This window comes from Streptococcus infantis (genome assembly GCF_047463175.1).
In the GTDB taxonomy this organism is placed as follows: Bacteria; Bacillota; Bacilli; order Lactobacillales; family Streptococcaceae; genus Streptococcus; species Streptococcus infantis_AC.
On the sequence record NZ_JASHEJ010000002.1, the window covers coordinates 444,864 to 471,356 of the forward strand.

A 26,493-nucleotide genomic window follows, 5' to 3' on the forward strand; every position below is an offset into this window, starting at 1 on the left:
CTAATCTTGAGCTCTTCCTTCTTGTTCCTCACTAAGTTTTTGCATGTCTCTAAAAGCTGTTAGGCTAACATAGGCACCCGCTTCATAGTATTCCGTTGGGTTTATGGCATAGTCAAAACCTTCAATCATGCCTCCTGCTTCTTCAATCATGCCATTCCATTTTTCATCAAAAACCATTCTCAGACGTTTCCAATCGGTAAAGACTGGAACAGAGTTTCGCCCATCTTTTCCTTCTCTAACGGGAATATTAAAGTTAGCATCTTTTTCCAAAACAAAGGAATTTCCTTCTGAATTATCTTCTGGGAATCCTGATGTTGCATCTAATGGAAGCAAGAATTTTGCTTTAGGCATAGCCATAGAGAAGAACTTGTAGTAAAGTCCATAAACTAGTTCTTGCTCTTCTGTAGTCGGTTGGTCCATCTGCCCCATCAAGAGCATCCATCTTAGCAGGTCAGGATTCATAACAGGCACTTGTATTTCTGGTAAATCAGAAAAATCTGGTTTTTGAACCAAGGCAGAGGCACTGATGCTGACTTCCTTGGAATTAAAGATTGCTCCCAAGGCACCATTTATGTAAAAGGCTGTCCCAAGGAAATTTTCAATCCCTTTTTTATCTTCCGTATTTTCAATCAGTTTTACGACTGAGTTTGGTCGGCTGTCAATGGTTTCCTTGAATTGGCGATACCAAGATGGTGTCAAAAGCATGATTATGGGATCAGTGCAGAGATACCCTTCTTCTCCTCTGTCATAGGTCGTTGAGAAAAGATAGGGTTCTCCTGTTTTTTCCGAATAAACAGCATAAATTGAATCTGCTGCTAACAACTTGTCCTTGACGATTTCCGCTAGACGTTCCAACTTGCGAGTGTTGGATTGATAGCTTTCTTCACTTTCAGTTTCCTGATTTTGACGGCATTTCCATAAAAAGAGACGTAAAATCTCTACGCTGTCATCAAGGGTAGCTGCCAAATAGTCTTCATTTGTTAACTGGCCCTCTTGGATGGCTACAAAAGCACGATAAAGAGCATCTGAATAGCTAGATAATTTTTGCTCTTCCTCAACACCTGAACTAAAGAGCACACTTCCTTTTTTCAGTTTATCCAAAGAAGGAATCCTATCAACCACTAGATGGGCAAGAACTTCATCAGTTAGACTATCTGCATCTTTGTTTTGACTGCTGAGTTTTTTAACCTCTACAGTACCAAGACTTTCCATTCCTTGGTCGGGATTGCAAAACTGCAACTGACCTCCAACCTTGAGAGTCCCTTCTAAACTCCCAACAATCAATAATTGGTTCGTTTCCTTCATCGGGAACAAATCTAGAACACCTACGCAAGCATTGCCTTTCGCCTCTTCTGATTCCTTATTGGATTCAGTTATTTCAGTTATTTTTGTTGCTTCTGTCTTTTTTAAAAAATCAAAGATTCCCATAACTTTTCCTCATCATCTCCACTTAGCTCAATTCCTATGGAGTCACTTTTCTAATGCTTGCAAGCAAGCCTGATTAGACCGTATATGCTTACTTCTATTGTATCACATTCCCTCTACATTTTGGGGGAGTTTTTCAATTCTCATATGATTTCATAGCTTCTTCAACTTCAGCTAGACTGATTCCAAATAACTCTAAACGTTTAAGGAGTTGTTTCCCATTGGAATAACCGATACGAAGACTTTCTCCTAGATATTCTCTGCGTTTTCGGCTATCTACTCCGGCTAGAAAACCAAGGCGAATCAAGTCACTACGTCTAATATCAAAGTCACTTTTTACTTTAAACTGCCCAGTTACTTGCTCTAGTGCTGTCTTCAAGTCTTCGTAGCTAGCATGCTCAATTCCTAGAGAACGTCCCTTGGTCTTAGACTTAGGCACTGCCTCGTCTCGTTTGAGAAAGGCGTGCTGAGCTGTCGGAATGGCCGTCATAATCATCCGACGAATGCGTTCCCCATTAAAATCAGGATCCGTAAAGACAATCACCCCATGACGTTGGTGTAGACGTTGGATCCGTTCAAGGTCCTGTTCATTGATAGCCGAGCCACGAGTCTCATAGGTCTCCACATCAAAATAACGTTTGAGATTGGCCGTATCATCACGTCCTTCGACTACGATGACTTGGGAAATTTTCTCTTTCATGATTTACGTTCCAATCCAAAGATGCCTTCTGCATTGGCACTTGTCACTGCTGCCAATTCTTCTGTCGTCATGCCACGCAAGTCCGCAATAAAGTCTACTACATAGCGCGTGTAAGCTGTCTTGTTTTCACGACCACGCTTGGGTACTGGGGCTAAATAAGGTGCATCCGTTTCTACCAAAATCTTATCCAAAGGCAACTCTTTGGCCGCTTCCTGAATATCTGTTGCCTTCTTGAAAGTCACCACTCCAGAAAAGGAAATAATCATCCCAAGATCTACAAACTTCTCCGCCCAATCCAAAGAACCTGAGAAGGAGTGCATAATCCCGCCACGGGGACCAACTCCCTCGCTCTTGATAATCTCATAGGTGTCTTCGAGCGCATCACGGGTATGAACCACAAAAGGCAAGTCCAGTTCCTTAGATAGCTGAATCTGACGACGGAAAACTTGTTCCTGTACTTCTTTAGGCGCTGTCATCCAGTGATAGTCCAAACCAATCTCACCCAAGGCAACAACTTTAGGATGTTTTAGTTTTTCTAGCAAGTAATTCTCAACATCCTCTGTATAGGTCCCTGCCTCTGTCGGATGCCAACCAATCGTCGCATAGAGTTGATCATACTTATCTGCTAGTTCTATGGCCCGCTCAATAGTAGGCTTGTCAAAACCCACGATATTCATCCGAGTCACGCCCATTTCAGCAGCCAAGGCTAATTCTTCATCTTCCCTTCCTGCAAAATCTTCTATATTTAAATGTGTATGAGTATCAAAAATCATTTATATTCCCTCGTTTTTCTACCTTCTATTATACCAAAAAAGAGAAAGAGGCGGAGCACCATCTTTCTCTTACTTGTTCAAAATTTAATAACAGAGTCTTGCATACATCCTTTTAGATAAAAGAAAAATCAGTAGGCTCGAGTTCCTACTGACTTCTTTGTTTCATTTGTTTGGATTATGCAGCCAAAACTTTGCGTCCTTTACGACGACGAGCTGCCAATACGCGACGACCGTTTTTAGTTGACATACGGTTACGGAATCCGTGTTTGCGCGCACGACGAAGTTTACTTGGTTGATAAGTACGTTTCACGATGAATACCTCCTCATAGATTTTGTATTCGTTTAGCCGGCTATAAAGTGATCAGTTACTAAACATACTTTACTATTCTATCTGATTCTTACGTATTTGTCAATAGCTCTGACAAATGTTTCCAGCTTTTTTGCTATGAAAGCCTTATCTACGATACTGCTTCAAGAAGCGAGTCATCTTTTCCTGTATTTGGGCCAACTCATCGACACGTGGTAGATAAACGATACGGAAGTGATCTGGTTCTTTCCAGTTAAAGCCACGTCCATGTACCAAAAGCACTTTTTCTTGTTTCAAGAAATTAAGGACAAATTGTTCATCGTCATCGATACGGTACATATTGCGATCGATTTTAGGGAAGATATAAAGACCTGCTTTTGGCTTAACAGCTGATAAACCAGGGATATCTTGAATGGCATTATAAATAAAGTTTCTTTGTTCATAGATACGACCACCTGGCAAGAGCAACTCATCCACTGACTGGTGACCACCTAGTGAAGTTTGAACAACCTGTTGAGCAAGCACATTCGAACAAAGTCGCATGTTTGAAAGCATGTTGAGACCTTCAATGTAGCCCTTTACATGATGTTTAGGTCCAGACAAGACCATCCAACCAACACGGAAACCAGCGATACGGTGAGATTTAGACAGACCATTCATGCTGACACAGAAAAGGTCTGGAGCCAAACTTGCGACTGGTGTGTGGACATTGCCATCCATAACCATACGGTCGTAAATTTCATCCGCAAAAATAATCAAGTCATTTTGACGAGCAATCTCGATGATATCTAGTAAGAGTTCTTTAGGATAGAGAGCCCCCGTTGGGTTATTCGGATTGATCAAAACAATGGCCTTGGTATTTGAACTAATCTTAGACTTGATATCATCTAGGTCTGGATACCATTCCGCTTCTTCATCACAGACGTAGTGAACGGCATTTCCCCCAGCCAAGCTGACAGCAGCAGTCCAAAGAGGATAGTCAGGCATAGGAACCAAGACTTCATCGCCGTTGTCCAAGAGACCTTGCATAGACATAACGATTAGCTCACTAACCCCATTTCCAAGGTAGATATCATCAATATCCACATTGGGGAATTTCTTTAGTTGGCAATACTGCATGATGGCCTTACGAGCTGAAAAGATACCTTTTGAATCTGAATAGCCTTCACTATCACGGGCATTCATAATCAAGTCGTGGATAACCTCATCTGGTGCTGTAAAGCCAAACTCAGCTGGGTTTCCTGTATTTAGACGCAAAATCTTTTCACCATTTGCGCGCATGCGCATAGCTTCTTCCAAAACTGGACCACGGATATCATAAGCCACATGCTCTAATTTTATTGATTTGTTAAATTCTTTCATTCGAGTTCCTCTATTCATCAGGATAGTTAATATTATACCACTCCAAAACGAAATCGTAAATTTCTCAGTACTATTCCACAAAAAAACCTTGCTTAACGCAAGGTAACAGGACAAATCCGATTTCTTTCTATTTTTGGAGAAGAAAGAGTAGATATACTTCTCTAAAAAGCTGGACAAATTGGACCAAAATCTTTGTAGTGAAACTCTGGTGATCGAAAACAAAGTCATTGTAAGGGATGGTAACTGCATGAACAAAAGAATTTCTGCTTCTATTCAGCAAAACGCAAAGAAAAAATAAGTAGACTGACCAACATTAGGAATAATGTTAGACTAAGCCGAGTCTAGTTGTAAAAATACCATCTCACCAACTTATTTCCTTGCCCTGTCAATTCATATTATACACTATAATCTTTGCATTTTCAAACAAGTATACATATAAAAAGAGCTCAATATTTAAGCTCTTTTTATGCTATTTTGCAATTTCCGCCAACATTTTTTCGATGTGTTGGATGGATTTTTCACGTCCAAGCAAGTAGATGGTATCTGGTAATTCAGGACCATGCATTTCACCTGAAACGGCGATACGGATTGGCATGAAGAGATTTTTCCCTTTGATACCAGTTTCCTTTTGGACCGCTTTGATTTGTGGGAAGATATTTTCTACCACAAACTCATCGTCTGACATGGCTTCGAGTTTGGCTTTAAAGGCTTCAAGTACAGTCGGAACGGTTTCACCAGCCATGACTTCTTTCTCAGCTTCTGTCAATTCTGGGAAGTCTGAGAAGAAAAGGTCTGTCAATGGAACAATTTCGTCCACTGACTTCATTTGTGGTTTGTAGAGTTCTACTAATTTCTCAGCCTTATCAGTCAATCGTCCTGCTTCTTCAAGGAATGGTTTGGCCATTTCAAAGATAGTCTCAAGATCCGCATTCTTAATGTACTCATTGCTCATCCAGTCCATTTTCTTCTGGTCGAAGGCTGCTGGAGACTTGCTGAGACGGTTTTCATCAAAGAGGTTAATGAGTTCTTGACGAGAGAAGATTTCGTCTTCCCCACCAGGATTCCATCCAAGAAGAGCGATGAAATTAAAGACTGCTTCTGGAAGGTACCCTTTCTTACGGTAATCTTCGATAAATTGAAGGGTGTTCGTATCCCGTTTAGATAACTTCTTACCAGTTTCAGAATTGATGATAAGTGTCATGTGCCCAAACTCAGGTGCTTCCCAACCAAGCGCTTCATAGACCATGAGCTGTTTTGGTGTATTGGCAATGTGGTCATCTCCACGAATAACATGAGAAATTTGCATATCGTGGTCATCAATGACAACGGCAAAGTTGTAAGTTGGGTAGCCGTCTTTCTTTTGGATAACCCAGTCACCACCGATATTACCGCCTTCAAACTCGATATCACCTTTGACCATATCATGCCATTTATAGATACCAGACTCATTCACTGCTAAACGAACAGTCGGGATGATGCCCGCTGCTTCACGTTCTGCAACGTAAGCTGCTTTTTCTTCTTGGCTCATGCCAAGGTATTCGTTAATGTAACGAGGTGTTTCACCGGCTGCTTCTTGACGTTCACGTTCTGCTGCCAATTCTTCTTCTGTAACGTAAGATTTGTAGGCTTTTCCTTCAGCTAAGAGTTGGTCGATATATTTTTGATAGAGTTCCAAACGCTCAGACTGGCGGTAGTTTTCATGAGTCTCTGGACTTTCATCCCAGTCCATGCCTAACCAACGAAGGTTTTCAAGCTGTGAACGCTCTCCGTCTTCGACGTGGCGCTTACGGTCAGTATCTTCGATACGGATGATAAAAGTTCCACCATGATGACGTGCATACAAGTAGTTAAACAATGCTGTACGGGCATTTCCGATGTGTAGTAGTCCTGTTGGACTTGGTGCGTAACGTACGCGGATATCTTTTGACATAGCTTCTCCTATAAAGTCTCTAGGCGTCTGCCTTTTTGCTCTCTATATTATATCACAAGTCTTGCCAGAGTCCAATTTCTCTTTTCGAGAAAAAGCAAAAAGAGTGGTAAATCCACTCTTTTTAGTCAATTATAGACGAGCGTTGAGTTCTTTGCTCAATTCTTCAAATCCTGGTTTACCAAGAAGGGCAAACATGTTGCGTTTGTATGCTTCAACACCTGGTTGGTCAAATGGGTTGATAGCGTTCAAGTAACCTGAAAGGGCGATAGCCAATTCGAAGAAGTAGATCGTGTAACCAAGAGTGAAGGCGTCTTGCTCAGGAAGAGTTACGTACATATTTGGTACGTCACCGTCAGTGTGGGCAAGAAGAACACCGTCAGTTGCTTTTTTGTTAACGAAGTCAACGTCTTTTCCTTGAAGGTAGCCAAGTCCGTCAAGGTCTTCTTCCAAAGTAGGGATGATCACATTCTTACGTGGTTTGTCAACGCGGACAACTGTTTCAAACATGATACGAGTTCCTTCTTGGATAAATTGACCCAATGAGTGTAGGTCTGTTGAGAAGTTAGCTGAAGTTGGGTAAATCCCTTTTTGGTCTTTCCCTTCTGACTCACCAGCCAATTGTTTCCACCATTCTGAGAAGTATTGAAGTGATGGCTCGTAGTTTACCAAGATTTCAGTTGCATAACCTTTACGGTAAAGGATGTTACGAACAGCTGCATATTGGTAAGCTTCGTTTTCAGAGATTTTGTCTGAAGTATAGTCTTTACGAGCTGCGTTAGCACCTTCCATAAGGGCTTTGATGTCTGCACCTGACGCAGCGATTGGAAGCAATCCAACTGCTGTCAATACTGAGAAGCGTCCACCGATATCATCTGGAACAACAAATGTTTCCCAACCGTTAGCATCTGCTTCAACCTTAACAGCACCTTTTTGACGGTCAGTTGTTGCGTAGATACGTTTGTTAGCTTCTTCTTGTCCGTATTTCTTAACCAAAAGTTCTTTGAAAACACGGAAAGCGATAGCTGGTTCAGTTGTTGTTCCTGATTTAGAAATCACGTTTACTGAGAAGTCTTTCTCTGCAACATACTCTACCAAGTCAGCAAGGTAAGTAGATGAGATGGAGTTTCCAGCGTATAGGATTTGTGGTGCTTTGCGTTCTTCTTTTGTTTGCAAGTTTGCAAAGTGGTGGTTCAAGAAGTCAATGGCAGCTTTCGCTCCAAGGTATGATCCACCGATACCGATAACCACCAAAACATCGCTGTCTGATTTGATTTGTTCAGCAGCTCTCAAGATGCGGTCAAATTCTTCACGGTCGTAGTTTTCAGGAAGGTCCAACCAACCCAAGAAATCGCTACCAGCACCAGTTCCTTTACGAATCAATTCGTCTGCTGCTGTAACTTGTGCTTGCATGTATTCCACTTCATGCGGAGCTACAAATTTATCTAACACTTTTGAATAATCAAATTTAATATGTGACATAGTATTCCTCCAAAATTTCTTCTTTTCTATCATAACGCTTACTAACAATTTTTTCAAGTTTTTATACTAAAAATTTCCAATTTTTATTACAATTCAAACGTTTGCATAGAATCTTACAAAATTTAAAAACTTGAGGCATCAAACCCTACGAATAATAAAACGACTAGGATTCTAGTCGTTATAATTCATTCAATAAATATTCAAATAATTCTAAGTTGCCATCTTCTTCATTAACCAGAAATTCTGGATGCCACTGGAGACCAATAATACGGTGTTCATCGATAGATTCGATTGCCTCAATGGTTTGGTCGCGGGGATCCACAGCCGTCACACGGAAATTAGGTGCCAGATCTTTAATACTCTGACGATGCACTGAATTAACCTGACTTTCTTTGCCAAACAATTTAGATACAACACTGCCATCCACTGTCTCAATAGAATGTGAAGTCCCAAAAGGTAGGCCTTGCCAATGACCTTCAATATCCTGATTGAGTGTCCCACCAAAGGCAACGTTGACAAGCTGAACGCCACGGCAAATGGCTAAGATTGGCTTGTTCTGACGCAAGGCTTCTTGTAGAAGAGCTAGCTCAAACTCGTCGCGAGTTAGGTTATAGTCGTCGCTATCAATTGTTTTTTCCTCACCATAAAACTGAGGATGAACATTTTGTCCCCCAGTCAAGATGAGCTTATCAATCATTTCTACATAGTCGTGCACAACTGACTCATCACCAACCGGAATAACCAAGGGAAGTCCGCCAACCTGACGAATACTCTCAGCAAATTTACAAGAGACTGATGAATGAATATTTTTTCCTTCTGCGTCCACAGGACATAGGTTTGCCGCTACTCCAACAACTGTTCTTGCCATCACTGATTTCCTTTCCTTTTCCATTGATAATCTTATCTTATCATCCTTGCCCACTCCTGTCTAATATGTATTTTTTAAGTCCGTGATAAAATTTCTTTATAAGAAAAAGTTGCCCTAGTCTAGGACAACCTTCTGTTTATTCAAAGACAAATTGATTATGATACAATTCTGCGTAGAATCCACCAAGTTTCAGCAATTTCTGGTGATTTCCTTGCTCAATGACTTGACCATCTTTGAGAACGATAATCTGATCGGCATTGAGAATGGTCTTCAAGCGATGGGCAATCACAAAACTAGTTCTTCCTGCCACGATAGCTTCCATGGCATTTTGAATCTTGCTTTCCGTTACAGTATCCACGTTTGATGTTGCCTCATCCAAAATTAAGACCTGTGGATCTGTCATCAAGGTACGAGCGATAGAAATCAACTGCTTCTGACCGGTTGAGAATACGCTCTGATCATCATTAATCAGAGTATCGTACTTATCTGGTAGACTTTCGATATATTCATGGATATGCGTAGCCTTAGCAGCTGCTTCTACCATCTCCTGACTAGCATCCGGCACACCGAATCGAATATTGTCCCGAATAGTTCCACTAAACAAAACAGAATCCTGTAGAACAATTCCCACCTTGCTTCGCAAGCTGTCTAAATCAAACTCGCGAATATCTGTTCCATCAAAACTGATACTTCCTGCATCCACATCATAAAAACGATTAATCAAGTTCATGATAGTTGTTTTCCCTGAACCTGTCGGACCAACTACCGCAATCATTTTCCCTTTTGGAGCTGAAATGCTGACATCTTTCAAAATGGGTTTTCCTGGCAGGTAGGAGAAGTCCACATTACAAATCTCCACACCTTCTTTTAATTCGTTAAATACTGGAGCATCTTGAGGACGAATTTCTTCTTCTGCATCAAACATTTCTTGGATACGTTCTGCACCTGTAAAGGCCAGTTGCAAACTTCCCCAGCTCGCCGCTAATTGGATAATGGGTTGGTAATATTGCTGAGAAAACTGGGTAAACATGACAATCAAACCCAGAGCAGTTGCTGTCTCGATGTTCTGATCATTCAGTAAGACAGCTGAACCGACAAAAATAACAATAGCTGTATTGACCAAGCTCATTCCGTTCATGACAGGAAAGAGAATTCCTGAAAACATTCTGCCCTTAAAAGTTGCTCTACGGACACGCTCGTTTTGCTCAACAAAACCTGCAATCACATCTTCTTGAATGCCTTGAACAATAACGGCTTTTTGACCTGAAATACTCTCATCCATATAAGCGTTGAGCTTCCCAACCTCTTTTTGCTGAAGATTGGTATACTTTCTTGCCAATTTCAAAATGACAATCAACATGATAACTGCTATCGGAGTGCTAGCAATCGTAATCAAAGCCAAGGTGACATTCTTTGCGAACATGACAATCAACAAACCAATATAAAGGGCAATATTAGTCATAACGGACACCAGACTTTCGTTGAAAGCCTGTAGGATATTATCCAAATCACTGGTAAAACGTGACAGGATATCACCATCTTGATGGCGGTCAAAGAAGGAAACAGTCAAGCGAGAAAGCTTGCCAAAAAGTCCCTTACGCATCTCATTTGTCGATTCGGCAATAATACGGCTCATCAAAACCATATAGATAAGACTCGACACCACGAGCACAATCAAAATATAAGCAAGATTGATTAGGAGTCCCAATAGACTTTGCCAAACCATATCAGGATTTCCATTTTGATAAGCTATAACCAAATTAGCCAGTTCTGTGACTGTTTGACCTGCAAATACTGGAAAGAGGGCTTGTGCAATCGTTGCAATGATAATCATAGCAATAACAACGACAAAGGATATCTTATAAACTTTAAAATAGTTCCAAAAGAATTCAAATGTCTTCATCCTACTCCTCCTTTCCTTTTTGCGTTTCGTAAATTTCTCGATAAACTGCGTTTGTTGCAACCAAGTCAGCGTGTTTGCCTTGACCAATCAAACGACCTTGGTCAAGCACTAAAATTTTATCAGCATGCACAACAGAGCTAATCTTTTGTGCGATGATAATCGTAGTCGTCCCCTTCAAATCCTTGTTGAGAGCTTCTTGAACCAAACGTTCCGATTTGGCATCAAGGGCAGAGGTTGAATCATCAAAAATCAAGATACGAGGATTGCTGACAACCCCACGCGCAATGGACATTCTTTGTTTTTGTCCACCAGAAAAGTTGGTCCCACGTTCTTCAACTGGACTTTCAAAGGCCAAGTCCATGCGACTGATAAATTCACTTGCCTGGGCAATACGAGCTGCGCGTTCTAGTTCTGAAACTGTCGCATCTCCCTTTCCTTGTCTGAGATTATCTGCGATGGTTCCACTAAAAAGAATAGCTCTTTGTAAAACGATAGAAACTGTCTTGCGAAGCGTCCCTTCACTAACTGTACGAATATCCTTTCCACCAATTTTGATAGAACCTTGCTGGGGATCAAACAGTCGTGGAATCAACTGAGCCAAGGTCGATTTCCCTGCACCAGTTGCACCGACAACCCCAACCATCTCACCAGGTGCGATATCAAAGGATACATCTTTTAGGATAGGCTCCTCATCATTTGGATAGGTAAAGGTTACATTTTCAAAGCTGAGACTTCCTTCCAATTCTTCATCTTCCACATCCTTAAAGGTCATAGCCGGTTCTGTATCAAGGATTTCACGGATACGACGGAGGGAAATCATGGCACGAGTGACTGAATTCCCCAAAAATCCGACCATGACAATGGTAAAGATAATCTGACTCAGATAGTTCACAAAGGAAGCAATGGAACTAACTACCGATGGATCTGACTCTGCCATACCGGCTACAAGCCAGATTGAGAGAAAAACAGCCCCGTAAGAAATCAACATCATTGCAGGTTGCATAACAGAAAAGGCATAACCGATATAAAGATTTTCTCCCAACAATTCATCTGACACCTGCGTAAATTTATCAAACTGATCTTTTTCTCGGACAAAAGACTTAACCACGCGCACACCACGCAAATTTTCTTTAGCAATGGCATTGATACGCTCTAGTAAGGTCTGGAATTTTGCAAAGCGTGGTCCCACAACTCCCATCATAAAACCCATTATGGCAACAATCAGAACGACCATGAGAACTAGCACCCACCACAGAGAAGGTAGGGTGACAACTGCTAGAATAAAGGAACCGATAAACAAAAGTGGCAGCCGAAAGAGAATTTGGAAGGTCATCATAACGACGTTTTGAATCTGGTTGATATCGTTGGTCATACGAACGACAAGGTTCCCTGCATTAAACTTCTCAATATTGGCGTATGAAAAAGTTTGAATCTTACGAAAGGCATCTTCCCGTAAGTCAGACGAAACTCCTTGAGCAATGTAAGCTGCTAACACTACATTGATCCCACCCGCAACCAAACCAATCAAGGCAACTAGAATCAACCAAAATCCGATAGTATAAATAGCTTCATTATCACCCGTTAGCAGTGCCTCTAAAACCTCCTGCAAATAACGTGGTTGCAAGAGTGAACTCGTTACCATTAGACCTGTCATGACCAAGGAAGCCAGGGCCTGCCATTTATAGGCTTTTATTTTCTGAAACAGCATATTTCCCCCTTATAAGATAGACAAAAGGGGACGACAGTTCTGTCAGTCCCTTCTTATGCTTTCATGTTGATACTATTCTAACAAAAAAGAATGCTATTGTCAAAGCACTCAGCTCTCTCAAGCTTGTGCAAACACGACATTAGCATTCTATCAATCCTTTAAAAATTCTTCTAATTTAGTACTGAATTTTATTGTTCTGAACTAGCTTGCTCGTCTAATTGAGCTCGTCCAATTTCACGGTAGCTACAGTCCCCAACAATCTTGACTGAAAACTGACCATCTTCGTACTCAAGAATCGTCACACTTCCGTTATCAAGACCATGTGGATGCATGCCGTTAATGAGGTAAACAATGGTACCAATAGTCATTCCATGACTGACAACGAGAGCATTTCCTCCACCATTGGCTTCCATTTCCTTGGCAATGGCTTCAAAGCCTTCCCAGATACGGCCACTTAGCTTTTCCCATCCTTCAGCCCAACCTGCTGTGTCTACTTCTACCAGACCTTCAGCCAGCTCAGCATAGGACAAACGATGCACATGATCGACATTAAAGATACGAGGAATAATCCCCATAAATAAGTCCCCATCATAAGCACCATCAAAACTACCAAAGCACCATTCACGGATTCGCTTATCCATACGATAAGGAATTTGACCTGTCAGACCTAGTTCCTCAAGGATAATTCCCATAGTTTGGATGGTACGTCCTGAGTCACTCGAGTAAGCACTCTCAAACTTTAAGCCTGACTCACGCAAACCAATTCCCAATTCGTGAATACCTCGCTCACCTTCAGCTGTTAAAGGAGTATCACTCCAGCCTTGAGCACGCCCAATCGTATTAAACATTGTTTTCCCATGACGCACTAGATACAATTTTACACTTGCCATTTTTGGTCCTCCATATGTATCTATTATAGCATGATTTCAGGTAAAAACCTCGTCCAAACTACTCTGTGCCGTTCTTTGAAGGTGCTAATTTTGAAGACCTAGCATTCTCTTTTTTGCTCACTTCTTCTGTTTTCTCCTCATTTCCTTCTTTGGACTTGTTTTCTGTTTTCTCAGATTTTTGACCGGTCTTTTTTAAAGGAGAAAAGTGAAATTCAAACTTATTTTTTCCTGTGTCAATAGTCGTTGTGAAGAATTTTTCGTCATTTCGATAAGTTGACTTCCCTACATTAAATGACTGCTCTCCATTTTCAGAAGAAGCTCTTTCATAGGTTCTCTTAGCCATCGCATAAGCCACCAGTTTCTCTTTATTTAAGACATAATCCTGATGATGAGCTACTTGTCGGTTCAGATAAAATTGCAACAGAAGACTAAAAATACCTGCCATTACAAGGGCATAAAGAAGAACGCCAGCTCTAACTTTTTTCTTTTTCAACACGATAGATAAATTCCCTCTCTAGTCCCTTTTCAAACTGAAAGTGAAAGTGCAGTTCCTGCCCTTTTTCTTGAATTCGAGCTGATTTTAGGCCGTAGACCATTGGTTGATAACCACGTCCACTAGCATCTGTTTTCCGGAAATCATTTGACTTTGATTTACCCATGGAAATGGGGTTCCCTTCCTGTTTGAGGTAAAGCCTATCATTCTCCACTTTTTCAAATTGGGCTCGATTCAGCTCTGCTTCTAGCTGATCCACAAATAAAAGCCATTCTTTTTGCTCACTTCTCTGCTGGTAGCGAACCTCTGAAATCAAGAGTCGGCTCATAGCTTGAAAAAGAAGCAAGCTACCACTAATAACGATAAGGGCAACCAAGGATTCTAAAAGTGTAAAAGCTCTGACCCTACTTGTCTTGAATCGCCAGTAATTTCTCCGTTCCATGGTATACCTCCAAACCTCGCTCATTCGAGACAACATGAACCGTAAGGCCATTGACAGTCAACTGCTTTTGTCCAGTCTGCAAAGCCATACGAGCCACTCGCAAAACTTCTTCCTGTTTTAGAAGTTCTACTTCTCTTTTTCTACTTTCTTGAATTTGTCCTAGCAAGAGGGTTGCAATACTTGCAAAAATTGCGAGCGAAATCACTGCCTCTAGTAAAATAACAGCCTTAATTTTTTGCTTCTTGAATACGTTTAATTTTTCCATTTCCTAGATATAGTTGGTAGCGAACCACTTCTTTCCTTGTTTGAAATCTCACGCTAGCTAGAGACGAATTACCTCCAGCCTTATCAAAGGTAATTGACTGATTTGACTGCAGTTGAACTCCTTTAGGAATAGCCAATTTCTGATAGCCATTTCCAATACTTCTCTCTTCTAGCATTAAGTTCATCTTTTGCTGACTAGCCAGACTTCGCTTCTGGGTTTCTCGATAAAGTTCCTCAAACTCCATAAAGAAAATCTGTTCTTCCACAGCTGCAAAAGTTGATTTAACTGAACTTGACAAACCCAAGGCTAACAGGCTAACTATTCCTAAGACCAATAAACTTTCTAGCATAGTAAAAGCCCTAATCCGAAACTGTTTGACTTGTCTTTTGTTTTGCATGATATTCCTTATAGGCTTTTGCTTGCTCAGCAGTGATACGTCCATCTGCCTGTAATTTGCTTAGACTGGCATCTTCATTTTTATCCAGACTATAGAGTTCTGCTTGACTTTCTACCACCTTGACGACAGCTGCTTTACCCTTGTCATTCACTGCATCCTTTTGCTTAGTAAGATTTGGCACAAACAGTAAGAGTAGGACGCTAATGATAAGAAGGACCACTAACATTTCTACCAGTGTAAAAGCTTTTGCCTTCGTTTCTTTTAATTTCATCATCATTTTTTTCATCTAAAAATTTACCTCCATATTTTGATACATTGGCAGCAACATAGCTGCATACAATAAAACGATTAGCAGGGCTACAAAAATAAAGACCAGTGGTTGAACAAGGTTCATGGTCCGATTGACTCGGGTAAAGAAGGATTCCCAGGTTTTTTCCGCATATATTTCCAATTCGCTTCCCAACTTGGATTTAACCTCTCCATATTCAATGATTAATCCCAACTCCTTTCTAAAGAAGGGATAGTTCTGAACAACCTTAGAAAATTCATGCCCATTTTGCAAAGATTGATCTAAATCGTATCCAATTTCCTTAAAAAGAGGATCTCCTTGCTCCTGCATCATCTGGAAAATCTGTGTCAACTCTAAACCTTGTCCAATCATATTTCCCCATTCCCGAGCATAATAGGCAGTTAGATAATACTGAACAAACACACCTAAAAAGGGGATTCTAGCCAGATAAGAAAAGACTTGTATCTTCTTAGATTTCCTGTAGAAAATCAGCCCTGTTAAAGATAGTAGACCTAACGCTAGAACAAGCCCAAGAAAAATATGTGGCAGCTTACTTATCACTAAGGTAGCTATGTTACTACTATCCAGTTGGGGCAAGAGATAATTCCGCAATCCTAGCATAATTAACAGTAAAAAAGCAAGCAAAATAAGTGGGTAGGTCGCAACTTCAATTAACTTCTTCTTGACCTTAGCAAGATTATCCAAATATTCTTCAATTTTCCCCAAACTCAAATGGAGATTTCCATGAACTTCAGCCAATGAAAGCTGAGTGACAATCGCACTCGAAAAACCTAAATTCCCCATCATTTCCGAGAAAGATTTTCCTTTCGATAGTCCTAGGCGCATCTGCGAAACATATTCCTTCTCCAACAAAAGACTTCTATCAAGAAAGGAAATGATTTCTACCAAGTGAAAACCACTAGAAAACAAATTGTTAAAGAGAGTGATGATTTTCTTCTGCTTACTGGTAGCTAATTTTCTCCGTTTCAGCTTGAAGGGCAGTGATATGTCCGTCTTTAAGAAGCTGATCAATTTGCTCATTCCACTTTTCTGCCTGGTGTTCTGAATAATTTTGGTTTGCAAAATCAATAATTCCTCCTCCCCCGATTAGTCTCTGGTAGCAAACACCTTGTAAAACAACTGCGAGTTCATCTTCACTAACACCAAGTTCTAAAAGACGCTCATAGACCCCACGAATACTCTTTGCATGTATGGTCGAAAACACTGTAGCTCCCGTTAAGCTCGCTCTTACAACAGCACGGGCTGTTTCGCTATCCCGGATTTCTCCAATGATTAAAAGATCTGGTCGGTGTCGCAAAGAAAGTTTTATCAAGTTTTCATAACTCAATCCAATAGCTTCATTGAGTTGTAATTGCAGCATCTCTTCTTGCTTAATCTCGACTGGATCCTCAATGGACATGACTTGTTGTCCCTTAAACAATGACTTAGCTAATTCATGCATTAAGGTAGTTTTGCCACTTCCTACAGGTCCTGCAAATAGATAAAGGCCGCGTTGCCTAAAGCCCTTTTCTAGTTCCTTAAGGTCTTGAAACCAGAAGCGCAACTCTTGTTCTTCATCGTGCAAAAGGCGAATAACTAAACTCTCATGACCACGATAATCCCCTACCGTCGATAAGCGTAGTGAAGAAACCTTGCCATCATGCTGATAATCACAGGAACCCAGTTGACTACGACGCTTTTCTCCAACATTCATCCCCGCAATAAATTTAAAGTGACTAATCACTGCGCCCAACTTTTCAAAGTCATAGCTATTAATCAAACGCCTTTCATCACCTATTCGCATATGCAACTCATAACCCTTGTCCTTGGGAATAAAATAGATATCCTGAGCTCCATCCTTTTTTGCGAGACTAATCAATTCTTGTGCAAGTGCTTGTACCATATTCCCTCCTCAGTTAATTATTCGAAGAAAATACAAAAAAAAGAACAACTTTATTAAAAAGTTGTTCCATCTTTTTTGATGCGACACGTCCGGTGAATTTCTAAACCAGTTTGTTTTTCATAACCCGGTCTGAATTTTTCATCTGGTATAACTTGACCATCTTCCAGTAAAGCCAAGGAATGATATTGCTGCAGAAATTCATCACATTCCTCACACCAACGCTTATCCTCCGGATTCCAAAATATGGTCATTAAGTCTCCTCGACTTTTATATAGTGGAATTTTCTTTTCCAGTTCAAACCAGCAAGATTTATAATACTTCAAGGCATCATAGTAATTTTCAAATTTCTTACTACTAATGACGTCTTCTTCCCATCCTTCTATGAACCACCAAGGTTCAAAATCCCCGTACATTTCTATAACTCGATACATAGTTTCATTTCCTTTGTATCGTATATTATAGCGAAATTTTAAGAACAATGAAAGAAATTTGCTTGCTTTCACGAATTATCTAATATTTTCAAAAAATCCAGCTATTCTAAAAAGAATAACTGGATTCAAAATTTGATTAACCTTCTGAAATATCGTTTTCAATGATTACCTTAATCGCATGATGATCTGCAGCCTTGCCAAATACTTCATAGGCCTTTTCAATTTCACTTAGTTTGAAGTAATGAGTTACCAATTTTTCTGGTTCAATTTTATGGCTTTCTAAAGCTTTCAAAAGCTGAGGAGTTGTGTTGGTAGAAACCAAACCGGTAGTTACGTTAATGTTACGAATCCATAGAGTATCCAAATCAAACTGAACTGGCTTACCATGCACACCACAGTTGGCAACTGTTCCATCTACACCGATAATCTTTTGGCAGAGATCAAACGTTTCAGGAATACCAACAGCTTCTATAGCAACATCCACACCTCTACCATCTGTTAAATCATAAATTTCTTGAATTGCCTTTTCAGGGTCTGAAGAATTAATCTTATGAGTAGCACCGAAAGAAACTGCAGTATCCAAACGGTTATCGTCTAGGTCTACCATGATCAATTTAGCAGGTGAATAGAATTGAGCAGTCAATAGAGCTGCTAAGCCAACTGGACCTGAACCAACGATAGCCACACTACAACCAGGCTCTACTTTCCCTTTTAAGACACCAATTTCATAACCAGTTGGTAGGATATCAGATAACATAACCAAGGCTTCATCAGACAAATCAGCTGGAGTGTGGTAGAGAGTATTATCAGCATGAGGAACACGAAGATATTCTGCTTGCATACCGTCGATCAAATGTCCAAAAATCCAACCGCCTTCGTCTTCACAGTGGGCATAGATTCCCTTTTTACAGTAGTAGCATTTACCACAGGCACAAACACAAGAAATCAAAACTTTATCGCCTTTTTTGAAGTTTGAAACGCCTGCTCCAACTTCCTCTACAATACCAATTCCCTCATGTCCAAGGATAGTTCCACTCTTACAAGCAGGAACATCCCCTTTAATGATATGTAGGTCAGTACCACAAATAGTAGTCTTAACGATACGCACAATAGCATCTGTTGGCTTGCGAATAACTGGTTTGTCAACATCAACAAATGAAGCAAGTCCTGGTTTAACATAAGTATAGGCTTTCATAAAGCTTACCTCCGTTTTTTTATTTGTATTGTTTATATCATAATTGTAAGCCTTTTCATAAATAAAATCAAGTAATATGTGAAGGAAATAACAAACTAAATTAAAAAAAGTAGAAACTAAACTAGTTTCTACTTTAGAGATTATGCTTGATAACGTTTTTCACCATCAAGGTAAGTTGCTAGCAATTCCAAATCCTTATCAAGAACGATAAAGTCAGCATCGTAGCCTTCACGGATTTGTCCACAAACGTCATCAATATGAACTGATTTTGCTGGGTTGAGACTGGCCATCATAACTGCTTCATGTGGATTTGCAATACCCCATTCAACAACATTTTTCAAACCGTCTTTAAGTTTGAGAATAGAACCTGCCAAGTTCCCAGTAGATTTAAGACGTGCAGTACCATTTGCAACCACAACTGGGAATTCTCCTAGCATGTAGTCACCATCTTGCAAACCACCCGCTGTCATACAGTCAGTGATAAGAGCAATATTTTCAGTACCTTTTTGTTTAAGTAGAATGTCACAGGCCTTAGGATCAACGTGATGCCCATCGCAAATCAATTCAGCATAAGTATGTGGCAATTCATACATAGCACCAACCATACCAAGCTCACGGTGAGTTAAGCCACGCATACCATTATAAGCATGAACCCAAACACTTGCACCAGCGTCAACAGCCTTCTTAGCCTGATCAAAAGTTGCATTTGAGTGACCTAAAGCAACAGTAACACCCTCACCAGTAACCGTACGTACAAAGTCCTCAACACCTTCACGTTCAGGTGCAAGGGCAATTTTATTTAGAAGACCATTAGCAGCCTTCTGCCAAGCACGAAATTCATCCATGCGAGGATCTTTCATGTAAGCAGGGTTTTGAGCTCCTTTAAATTCCTCAGTAAAGTATGGACCTTCAAAGTAAATCCCACGAATTTTAGCACCAGAAGCCTCTTGATAACGCGCACCAATATTTTCAGTAACAGCTAATAATTGTTCGTATGATGATGTTAGAGTAGTTGGTAGGAAACTAGTAACACCTGTGCTAAGAAGACCTTCACTCATTGTATGAAGAGTACCTTCGATGTTATTATCCATAACATCAACCCCACCAAATCCATGAATATGTGTATCAACAAGACCAGGAGCAATACTATAACCAGTATAGTCAATAATTTCTGCGTCCTCAGATACTTGATCCACATGCTTACCAAATTTACCATCAACAAGTTCTAGAAAACCGCCACGACGAACACCATGAGGATAGAAAAATTGATCCGCTTTAATATATTTAGGCATAATGATAACCTCCGTAATTCATTTTTCTAATATTTATTATGTCAATTACATTATAAACCTTTCTGTGTAATTTGTAAATGGTATAGACCTATTATAGTTAAATTTATAAAGAAATAATTTAAGATTTAGTAAACATATAGTAAAGTAATATTGATCATTCAGGTTAACAATAAAATTTAGAAAAAAAATAAGTAATTTTATGTAACTGCGAGAGAAAAAAATGGAAGAGAAATTAAAAAGACAAGGTCCGAAAACCTTGTCTTTATTACTATACCGGCGGCCGGGGTCGAACCGGCACGTCCTTGCGGACACTGGATTTTGAGTCTAATATTATTAGTTTTAAATCTCAGAAATATTGATTTTATAAGCTTTTTTTCCATAATATTTTTTAAAACTTAGTATCACTTCCAAAGTTTAGATACTTTTTAGTAACTATAAAATGCTAGAAAGTATACTCCTTATTAAAAAGAGTTTTGGACTAGTTTTGTGCAATTTTATTACCCATATCCGTAATAAGAGAGGCTAAATTAATTGCCTTTAATGATTGTAGAAATTGGTTGTGAATATCATTAGACACATAACCAGCTAGCAAAATATGCTCAGCCATGTCATATTGCTTAATCAAGAGAATCTTATCATGTTTTTCATTAAATAAAATCGCACTAATTGCTGTATTAAAGACTGGAAAACGAAAACTCGCACATTGTGAACAATAAGGAATATCTCCCTCATCTTTTAAAAATTTTTTCTCCAAAGGATGCCCACATTCGGGACAACAAGTCATTGTTTTGTCAAATATAGAAGCCTCTTTTTTAAAGTTCTTAAAAGTAATTTTACCAGTAAAATCGAGACCACGCAAGACATTGAAATAAATCAAGACTTTATTTAAAATTTATCTTATGATATACTAAACTTATCAGCTATTGGTTCTGAAAAAGTGTCTGCCACAGTTTTACTACAAATTCTCATGACTTGTGCCAAGATTTATAAAAAACGGATAGCTATAATAGCTCTTAGAGCAAAAACATGACATATAGGAGGTTAAAGACATGTCATACTTTTATCTTTTTATCGCCATTGTAGGAGAGATATTGGGAACTAACCTTTTGAAATTATCAGACGGTTTTACAAAGCCTATTCCAACCGTTTCTGCCCTACTTAGCTATGGCGTTTGTTTCTATTTCTTATCACTAGCAATGCAAAAAATTCCTGTAGGAATAGCTTATGCAACATGGTCAGCTGTCGGTTTAGTTTTGATATCCTCTATCGCAGTAATGATTTTCAAAGAAACACTAAATGTTTATAGCATTATCGGTTTAATTTTGATTATCATTGGTGTTGTCATGGTTAACTTATTAGGAAATGCAGGACATTAATAAAACCGGCTCTATACTATTTGTAGTGGGTAAATCCCCTATGGATATTATGGAGCCTATTTTGTTGTAGAAAAAAAGTTCCATAAGAACTATAATGAAAAGCTAGAATTCTGTCAATATTTTGGACACATTTTGGGAGGGAATTTTGAAGACTAGCGTCCTCCTAATTTTCCCAATAAGTTTTAACTTCTTCAAAAATCTTATTCAAAAGTTCTGCATCTTTTTCTGACAACTGATTTTTTTCTATAACTCTATCTTTTAGTTCTGTTGCCTTTATTTTATTTCTTGCCACCGAAACTGCTATTGAATGTTTCAAAATATCAAACTCATCCTTTGAAAAGTTTGCAATATTGGTAAGATCTAATTGTTCTAGAGGTAAACTACTGATAATTGAATAAGGTTTTTGTCCCAGCAAATAATCTGTAGTAGTCCCAAAGATATTTGCCAATTTCACAACGAATTCTAATCCTGGTTCTAACGTTCCATTCTCCCACCGAGAATATGTCCCTTGTTGAACTCCAATTAATTCCGATATTTGTACTTGAGTTAACTTTTTTGATTTTCTGAGAGTTTTTAACCTCTCTGAAAATTTATAATCCTCTGTATACATAATTCTCCTATAGATATTCTTATTCGTATATTTTAGCTTGACAAAATATTCCAAACGGTATAAAATAGAATTATTCCATAAGGAATATTTATTTTGAGATTGAATATTCCATTGAGAATATTATAGCATAAAAGGAGGTAAAAGCGTATGTAACTAGTAGTCGATTTAAAAAATTTTAATAAAGGAGGTAGGATTCGACAAAATAAAAAATCTTGAAACAAATGTGCCGTTCGTTCCAAGATCAAAACATATTATGTAACAATTATACCACAGAAAACTCTTCAGTTGCACAAGAAAATTTCGGAGGTTTCACAAAAAGATGACCAATAAAGAGTTAGTCAATCAAATTTCTGGCCTAAACTCTACCTCTACTCTTAAAAATTGGATTCAACTGATTAAAGAGATAAGTGGCAAGGAATTTAAGAAAATTAAAGTTCCTATCAGTAGAAATCCCAGAACTCATCAATTAAGTTATACAGTTGCCTATGATTTTACAGACGAAGACCTTAGACAATTTCAAAAGTTAGCTAAACTAAAACTTGAAATAGGTCTAAAAGAGGCTATACAAGCCGTATTTGGGAGTCTAGCAGACAATGAACATGAATCCCTAAACCAAGTAATAGATGAGCTCTACGATGAACTGAGCGCCTTAAAACAGGAATTTAAGCGAGAAATGCGACTGATAAAAATTGAGAATTCCAACCTAAAAAAGAAAATCCAAGATATTGAAGAGTCGATGCAAACCGGCTTACTAGGGTTTGTTAACAAGATGTCAAAAAATAGGTTCGGCTAATAGCGAGTTTTCGGCTGAGCCATGAGGCAGAAAGCCGAAAATGAGCGTAGATGCGGACGGACCATTTTTGACCGATAGGGTGTGTAGTAACACCACCCTCTGCAAGTTAGGTGTACCATCGAAAGAATTCAGTATTGCCAAGGGTTTCGCAGATTTTAAGGGTGGCAAAATTAGGCAAAAAGTTGAATCAAAATCTATGGCAAAAAATGAACATTTACGTTCTGTATTTGACTGGATTCAAATTCAGTTTGACAAGACTGAATTTTCGCCAAGAGAAATAATCGAAGACATTCTATTTCTTGACTATGACCTATTTATTGAGAATATAGGGAGCCTTAAATACTATAACTATGATAGCCAGCTTCATTATGGAAATATCCGTATCTACTATGGAGCGAAAGAGTCGTCCTACATGCTTGTCATGTCAGGACAGGCACTCGAGTTCTATAGAGATATGGTATTAGATCCAAATAGTCTGTCCGAAAGACAGTTTCTGAACAACCTCTACTACAATTACAATCAATTTTCAGTAAGACGAATTGATATTGCAATAGATGATTTTAATGAAACACCCTATTTCACTCCTAATCAGCTTCTAAAGATTTGTCAGAAGAAACGCTTTATATATGGAAAAAGTACCTACTACAATACCTACGGAGATGAAACAATCGGCCAGACCTTATATTTGAGAAAACCCAATGATGATGAAAGACTTAGAATTTACGATAAACGCTTAGAACGAGCTGAGAAGCTCGGTATCAGCAAGCGGTATATAGAAAATTGGATAAGAACTGAGTTAGAACTTAGGAAAGAAAAAGCTCACTACTTCATTCAAGAATGGTTGCATTCAGAAATAGATCTTCTCAACTTTACCAAGGGATATCTCAAAGAAAAAGTGAGGTTCTATAGTGATAGTCACTTCTCAAAACCCTTGAGATCTTGGGAAAAGTTTTTAGGTCACTCAAAACCTGTCTCTATCATTATTTCAAAACCAAAAACAGAACTAGAACAAAAATTAGAATGGTTTACCTATAAAGGTTCTGGAGCTATTCTAAAAGCGTATAAATTTCTATACGACAATAACTTACTGCATGAGTATGAGAAATCTAACTATCTCGCACTCAACAATATGGAATATCCACCAGATTTAGCAAGTGGATTAATAGAAAGGGCAATTCTCTTTAAAAGAGAGGATTTGATCCCCACAATCAAAGAAAATATCAAAAGGAGAAATTAATTATGGCAAAAATGCTTTCACAAAATGACTGGAATTTTAATAACATTGGAACAAAATTTGAATTGGATGAAGTTATTCCAAAATTTGAAACGGAAGTCCGAGCAGATGCAAACGGAGAAATTATCAAAAACCGAGATGGTAGCGAAAGACGTTTTAATACCGATAGAATCATTGGTTGGAAATACAATGTAACAATTAAGGATGGACAATTCAAAAAGAAATCAACCCAAGTCTCAGTAGACAATCCAGATGCCTTGGTTGATAATGACTATATCCAAGCAATGGATGAAGTACCAGTTACATTTGACAATTTACAAGCTACTATGATTAGTTCGACAATGTATTACAAGGCAGATGCTATCCATTTAGTAGATGTAAAACAAAAATAAATATCAGACAAGGGGAGTTAATCCTCCCCTTACTTAATCTAATTAGAAAAGGAGATCACATGATTAAAACTGTAACAAAAGATGACCTTATCGAACTTGGATTTGCTCCAGGAACTGCAAGAAAGATTATCCATACCGGCAAATTACTATTAGTGAATCGTGGTTTTAACATCTACGATAACAAAAGGATTGGTACAATTCCAGCCAGTGTCGCAGAAGAACTATTAGGAATTGAACTCCAGAAAGAAGCGTAGCTTATGGCTTTACGTAAAAGTAGAGACGGAACTTGGATTGTTGATGTTTCCAATGGTATAAATCCAATATCTCTAAAACAACGTAGAATTGTAAGAAAAGGATTCAAAACTAAAAAAGAAGCATTGGAGGCCGAACAATACTTACGAAGTGTCGAACTTAAAGAAAAAAGTTTCAACTCAAAAATATCAATTGATATCCTTTATGATCTCTTAAAAGAAGAGGATAGAATAAACAACAGAAAACAAAGCTATATAGATACACAAGAAAACAACTATAACAGGCATATAAAAAACTATTTTGAAAAAGTTGATGATGTAGCTAAATTAACTTATGAAGATATCTATCAATTCAGAGAACATCTAAGAGATAAAAATACTCAAAACTCAGAAAAGAAGCTAAGTCCAAACACTATTAATAAAATTATAATTTTACTAAAGAAAATTCTGGATGTTGGATTAAGAAAGGGATTTTACAAGGAACATCCCGTAGGATTACTGAAAAAATTACCCATAGAAAAAGTAAAATTAAATTTCTGGACAGTAAAAGAATTTAAGCATTTCTTAACACTATTTAGCAACGATGAATACAATATAAAATTACTATTCACAGTTCTATTTTTTACTGGTCTAAGACTCGGAGAAGCTCTTGCTCTAACGTGGAAGGACATAGAGTTTTCTACAAATACAATCCATGTAAGTAAATCAATATACGTTAAAAAAGGTGAAGAACACATTAGTAGTACAAAGACAAAAGCTGGAACCCGAAGAATCATCATGAACACCAAACTAGTGGAGACACTAGAAGAATGGAGGCAAACACAGCATGAAAGATTAAAAGAATTTACAACCAACCTAGATGATCTACAGATATTTCAAAATAGCCCGATTACGATAACTAAGGATTCAATCGAAAAACAATATAAAAAAATATTACAAAGAGATAGTTCTTTAAAAAAAATAAGAATTCATGACTTCAGGCATTCACATGCTTCCCTACTAATAAACCAAGGAGAAGATTATCTTGTCGTAAAAGAAAGATTAGGACATGCTTCTATAACTACAACAATAGATACATACTCTCATTTGTATCCAAGCAAGCAACAAAAATTAGCGGATAAATTAGATGATTTGTTATAAAACAAGTAATTTTAAGTAACTCAGCGTTACAAATTCAACAAATAAAAGAAAAAGACAAGGTCCGAAAACCTTGTCTTTAATACTATACCGGCGGCCGGGGTCGAACCGGCACGTCCTTGCGGACACTGGATTTTGAGTCCAGCGCGTCTGCCAATTCCGCCACGCCGGCAAATAGTAACTGGGGTAGCTGGATTCGAACCAACGCATGAGGGAGTCAAAGTCCCTTGCCTTACCGCTTGGCTATACCCCAATAATATAAAATAGGCGAGTGAGGGGAATCGAACCCCCGAATGTCAGAGCCACAATCTGATGTGTTAACCACTTCACCACACCCGCCATAACGTTTAACACGGGCAGTAGGAATTGAACCCACACTGAAGGTTTTGGAGACCTTAGTTCTACCTTTAAACTATGCCCGTATAAGATGGAAGGGGAGGGATTCGAACCCCCGAACCCGAAGGAGCGGATTTACAGTCCGCCGCGTTTAGCCTCTTCGCTACCCTTCCGTGTTATATAAGAAATGGCGCGAGACGGAATCGAACCGCCGACACATGGAGCTTCAATCCATTGCTCTACCAACTGAGCTACCGAGCCAAATATTGCGGGAGCAGGATTTGAACCTACGACCTTCGGGTTATGAGCCCG

The 26,493-nt window shown here is 38.9% G+C and carries 29 protein-coding genes and 6 tRNA genes; 6 read left to right on the top strand and 29 right to left on the bottom strand.

Annotation, left to right across the window (positions count from 1 at the left end; genetic code table 11):
• The 22 genes from QM859_RS06060 to QM859_RS06165 all read right to left on the bottom strand — a co-directional run bounded on the left by QM859_RS06060 (window position 1) and on the right by QM859_RS06165 (window position 20,929).
• On the bottom strand, window positions 1-1,428 hold the full coding sequence (locus QM859_RS06060; protein ID WP_414262448.1) for an SseB family protein: 1,428 nt from the start codon (window positions 1,426-1,428) through the stop codon (window positions 1-3).
• 133 nt (window positions 1,429-1,561) lie between these two features.
• Window positions 1,562-2,125: a ribonuclease M5 gene (rnmV, locus tag QM859_RS06065; RefSeq protein WP_414262449.1), complete on the bottom strand. Its 564-nt coding sequence runs from the start codon at window positions 2,123-2,125 to the stop codon at window positions 1,562-1,564.
• A complete protein-coding gene (locus tag QM859_RS06070; protein WP_414262450.1) occupies window positions 2,122-2,898 on the bottom strand; it encodes a TatD family hydrolase in 777 nt (258 codons plus the stop codon). The genes rnmV and QM859_RS06070 overlap by 4 nt, the downstream gene beginning before the upstream one ends.
• A gap of 175 nt (window positions 2,899-3,073) precedes the next feature.
• A complete protein-coding gene (gene rpmH / locus QM859_RS06075) occupies window positions 3,074-3,208 on the bottom strand; it encodes a 50S ribosomal protein L34 (RefSeq protein WP_000831905.1) in 135 nt (44 codons plus the stop codon).
• A 144-nt stretch (window positions 3,209-3,352) separates the two neighbouring features.
• Complete coding sequence (locus QM859_RS06080; RefSeq protein WP_004251584.1) at window positions 3,353-4,567, bottom strand: pyridoxal phosphate-dependent aminotransferase; 1,215 nt, start codon at window positions 4,565-4,567, stop codon at window positions 3,353-3,355.
• A gap of 469 nt (window positions 4,568-5,036) precedes the next feature.
• Entirely contained in the window at window positions 5,037-6,497 is a 1,461-nt protein-coding gene (gene gltX / locus QM859_RS06085) for a glutamate--tRNA ligase (RefSeq protein ID WP_414262451.1), read from the bottom strand.
• Between the two features lie 129 nt (window positions 6,498-6,626).
• A complete protein-coding gene (locus QM859_RS06090; RefSeq protein WP_414262452.1) occupies window positions 6,627-7,976 on the bottom strand; it encodes a glucose-6-phosphate isomerase in 1,350 nt (449 codons plus the stop codon).
• Between the two features lie 178 nt (window positions 7,977-8,154).
• Window positions 8,155-8,844, bottom strand: coding sequence for a gamma-glutamyl-gamma-aminobutyrate hydrolase family protein (locus QM859_RS06095; protein WP_247912870.1), 690 nt, complete (start codon window positions 8,842-8,844; stop codon window positions 8,155-8,157).
• Between the two features lie 136 nt (window positions 8,845-8,980).
• A complete protein-coding gene (locus QM859_RS06100; protein WP_414262453.1) occupies window positions 8,981-10,747 on the bottom strand; it encodes an ABC transporter ATP-binding protein in 1,767 nt (588 codons plus the stop codon).
• 1 nt (window position 10,748) lies between these two features.
• Window positions 10,749-12,455 carry an ABC transporter ATP-binding protein gene (locus QM859_RS06105; RefSeq protein ID WP_414262454.1) on the bottom strand — a complete coding sequence of 569 codons (1,707 nt, stop codon included), beginning with the start codon at window positions 12,453-12,455 and terminating at the stop codon, window positions 10,749-10,751.
• A gap of 188 nt (window positions 12,456-12,643) precedes the next feature.
• Complete coding sequence (locus tag QM859_RS06110; RefSeq protein WP_414262455.1) at window positions 12,644-13,345, bottom strand: histidine phosphatase family protein; 702 nt, start codon at window positions 13,343-13,345, stop codon at window positions 12,644-12,646.
• A 58-nt stretch (window positions 13,346-13,403) separates the two neighbouring features.
• Window positions 13,404-13,841: a competence type IV pilus minor pilin ComGG gene (comGG, locus tag QM859_RS06115; RefSeq protein ID WP_414262457.1), complete on the bottom strand. Its 438-nt coding sequence runs from the start codon at window positions 13,839-13,841 to the stop codon at window positions 13,404-13,406.
• Window positions 13,819-14,280 (bottom strand): competence type IV pilus minor pilin ComGF, encoded by a 462-nt coding sequence (gene comGF, locus QM859_RS06120; protein WP_414262458.1) that lies wholly within the window; start codon window positions 14,278-14,280, stop codon window positions 13,819-13,821. The genes comGG and comGF overlap by 23 nt, the downstream gene beginning before the upstream one ends.
• Window positions 14,243-14,545, bottom strand: coding sequence for a competence type IV pilus minor pilin ComGE (gene comGE, locus QM859_RS06125; protein ID WP_414262459.1), 303 nt, complete (start codon window positions 14,543-14,545; stop codon window positions 14,243-14,245). Before comGE ends, comGF begins: the two co-directional genes overlap by 38 nt.
• On the bottom strand, window positions 14,508-14,942 hold the full coding sequence (gene comGD, locus QM859_RS06130) for a competence type IV pilus minor pilin ComGD (protein WP_006155689.1): 435 nt from the start codon (window positions 14,940-14,942) through the stop codon (window positions 14,508-14,510). The genes comGE and comGD overlap by 38 nt, the downstream gene beginning before the upstream one ends.
• A complete protein-coding gene (comGC, locus tag QM859_RS06135) occupies window positions 14,905-15,228 on the bottom strand; it encodes a competence type IV pilus major pilin ComGC (RefSeq protein ID WP_049494534.1) in 324 nt (107 codons plus the stop codon). Before comGC ends, comGD begins: the two co-directional genes overlap by 38 nt.
• The gene (gene comGB / locus QM859_RS06140; protein WP_414262460.1) at window positions 15,229-16,272 is read right to left on the bottom strand and encodes a competence type IV pilus assembly protein ComGB; all 1,044 of its coding nucleotides are present in this window, start codon (window positions 16,270-16,272) and stop codon (window positions 15,229-15,231) included. It abuts the gene before it with no gap.
• Entirely contained in the window at window positions 16,193-17,134 is a 942-nt protein-coding gene (gene comGA, locus QM859_RS06145) for a competence type IV pilus ATPase ComGA (RefSeq protein ID WP_070676995.1), read from the bottom strand. The genes comGB and comGA overlap by 80 nt, the downstream gene beginning before the upstream one ends.
• A 53-nt stretch (window positions 17,135-17,187) precedes the next feature.
• Entirely contained in the window at window positions 17,188-17,565 is a 378-nt protein-coding gene (locus QM859_RS06150) for a DUF1033 family protein (RefSeq protein WP_036752150.1), read from the bottom strand.
• Window positions 17,566-17,701: 136 nt separating this feature from the next.
• Window positions 17,702-18,760, bottom strand: coding sequence for a zinc-dependent alcohol dehydrogenase family protein (locus QM859_RS06155; RefSeq protein WP_004251543.1), 1,059 nt, complete (start codon window positions 18,758-18,760; stop codon window positions 17,702-17,704).
• A gap of 140 nt (window positions 18,761-18,900) precedes the next feature.
• Window positions 18,901-20,052, bottom strand: a complete 1,152-nt coding sequence (nagA, locus tag QM859_RS06160; RefSeq protein ID WP_414262461.1) for an N-acetylglucosamine-6-phosphate deacetylase — start codon at window positions 20,050-20,052, stop codon at window positions 18,901-18,903.
• A 478-nt stretch (window positions 20,053-20,530) separates the two neighbouring features.
• Window positions 20,531-20,929 carry a hypothetical protein gene (locus QM859_RS06165; protein ID WP_049496811.1) on the bottom strand — a complete coding sequence of 133 codons (399 nt, stop codon included), beginning with the start codon at window positions 20,927-20,929 and terminating at the stop codon, window positions 20,531-20,533.
• A gap of 172 nt (window positions 20,930-21,101) precedes the next feature.
• Between QM859_RS06165 and QM859_RS06170 the strand changes: the two genes are divergently transcribed.
• Window positions 21,102-21,428, top strand: a complete 327-nt coding sequence (locus QM859_RS06170; protein WP_000120162.1) for a DMT family transporter — start codon at window positions 21,102-21,104, stop codon at window positions 21,426-21,428.
• Between the two features lie 163 nt (window positions 21,429-21,591).
• Here the strand turns inward: QM859_RS06170 and QM859_RS06175 are convergent, their stop codons facing one another.
• Complete coding sequence (locus tag QM859_RS06175; protein ID WP_000287814.1) at window positions 21,592-22,038, bottom strand: helix-turn-helix transcriptional regulator; 447 nt, start codon at window positions 22,036-22,038, stop codon at window positions 21,592-21,594.
• A 319-nt stretch (window positions 22,039-22,357) separates the two neighbouring features.
• Here QM859_RS06175 and QM859_RS06180 point away from each other — a divergent pair, with 319 nt between their 5' ends.
• The 5 genes from QM859_RS06180 to QM859_RS06200 are packed head-to-tail and all read left to right on the top strand — an operon-like array spanning window position 22,358 to window position 25,848.
• Window positions 22,358-22,831: a hypothetical protein gene (locus tag QM859_RS06180; protein WP_414262462.1), complete on the top strand. Its 474-nt coding sequence runs from the start codon at window positions 22,358-22,360 to the stop codon at window positions 22,829-22,831.
• A 40-nt stretch (window positions 22,832-22,871) separates the two neighbouring features.
• A complete protein-coding gene (locus tag QM859_RS06185) occupies window positions 22,872-24,068 on the top strand; it encodes a replication initiation factor domain-containing protein (protein ID WP_009732036.1) in 1,197 nt (398 codons plus the stop codon).
• A gap of 2 nt (window positions 24,069-24,070) precedes the next feature.
• Complete coding sequence (locus QM859_RS06190) at window positions 24,071-24,457, top strand: hypothetical protein (RefSeq protein ID WP_009732035.1); 387 nt, start codon at window positions 24,071-24,073, stop codon at window positions 24,455-24,457.
• A 59-nt stretch (window positions 24,458-24,516) separates the two neighbouring features.
• On the top strand, window positions 24,517-24,711 hold the full coding sequence (locus QM859_RS06195) for a DUF3173 domain-containing protein (protein ID WP_000598356.1): 195 nt from the start codon (window positions 24,517-24,519) through the stop codon (window positions 24,709-24,711).
• Window positions 24,712-24,714: 3 nt separating this feature from the next.
• A complete protein-coding gene (locus tag QM859_RS06200; protein ID WP_009732034.1) occupies window positions 24,715-25,848 on the top strand; it encodes a tyrosine-type recombinase/integrase in 1,134 nt (377 codons plus the stop codon).
• 85 nt (window positions 25,849-25,933) lie between these two features.
• Here the strand turns inward: QM859_RS06200 and QM859_RS06205 are convergent.
• The 6 genes from QM859_RS06205 to QM859_RS06230 form a co-directional block, all read right to left on the bottom strand.
• Window positions 25,934-26,017: transfer RNA gene (locus QM859_RS06205), tRNA-Leu, on the bottom strand.
• A 9-nt stretch (window positions 26,018-26,026) separates the two neighbouring features.
• A tRNA-Gln gene (locus tag QM859_RS06210) sits at window positions 26,027-26,098 on the bottom strand.
• 13 nt (window positions 26,099-26,111) lie between these two features.
• A tRNA-His gene (locus QM859_RS06215) sits at window positions 26,112-26,184 on the bottom strand.
• Between the two features lie 12 nt (window positions 26,185-26,196).
• Window positions 26,197-26,267, bottom strand: a tRNA-Trp gene (locus tag QM859_RS06220).
• A 6-nt stretch (window positions 26,268-26,273) separates the two neighbouring features.
• Window positions 26,274-26,354 (bottom strand) — tRNA-Tyr (locus QM859_RS06225).
• Between the two features lie 15 nt (window positions 26,355-26,369).
• Window positions 26,370-26,442 (bottom strand) — tRNA-Phe (locus tag QM859_RS06230).
• Between the last annotated feature and the right edge of the window lie 51 nt (window positions 26,443-26,493).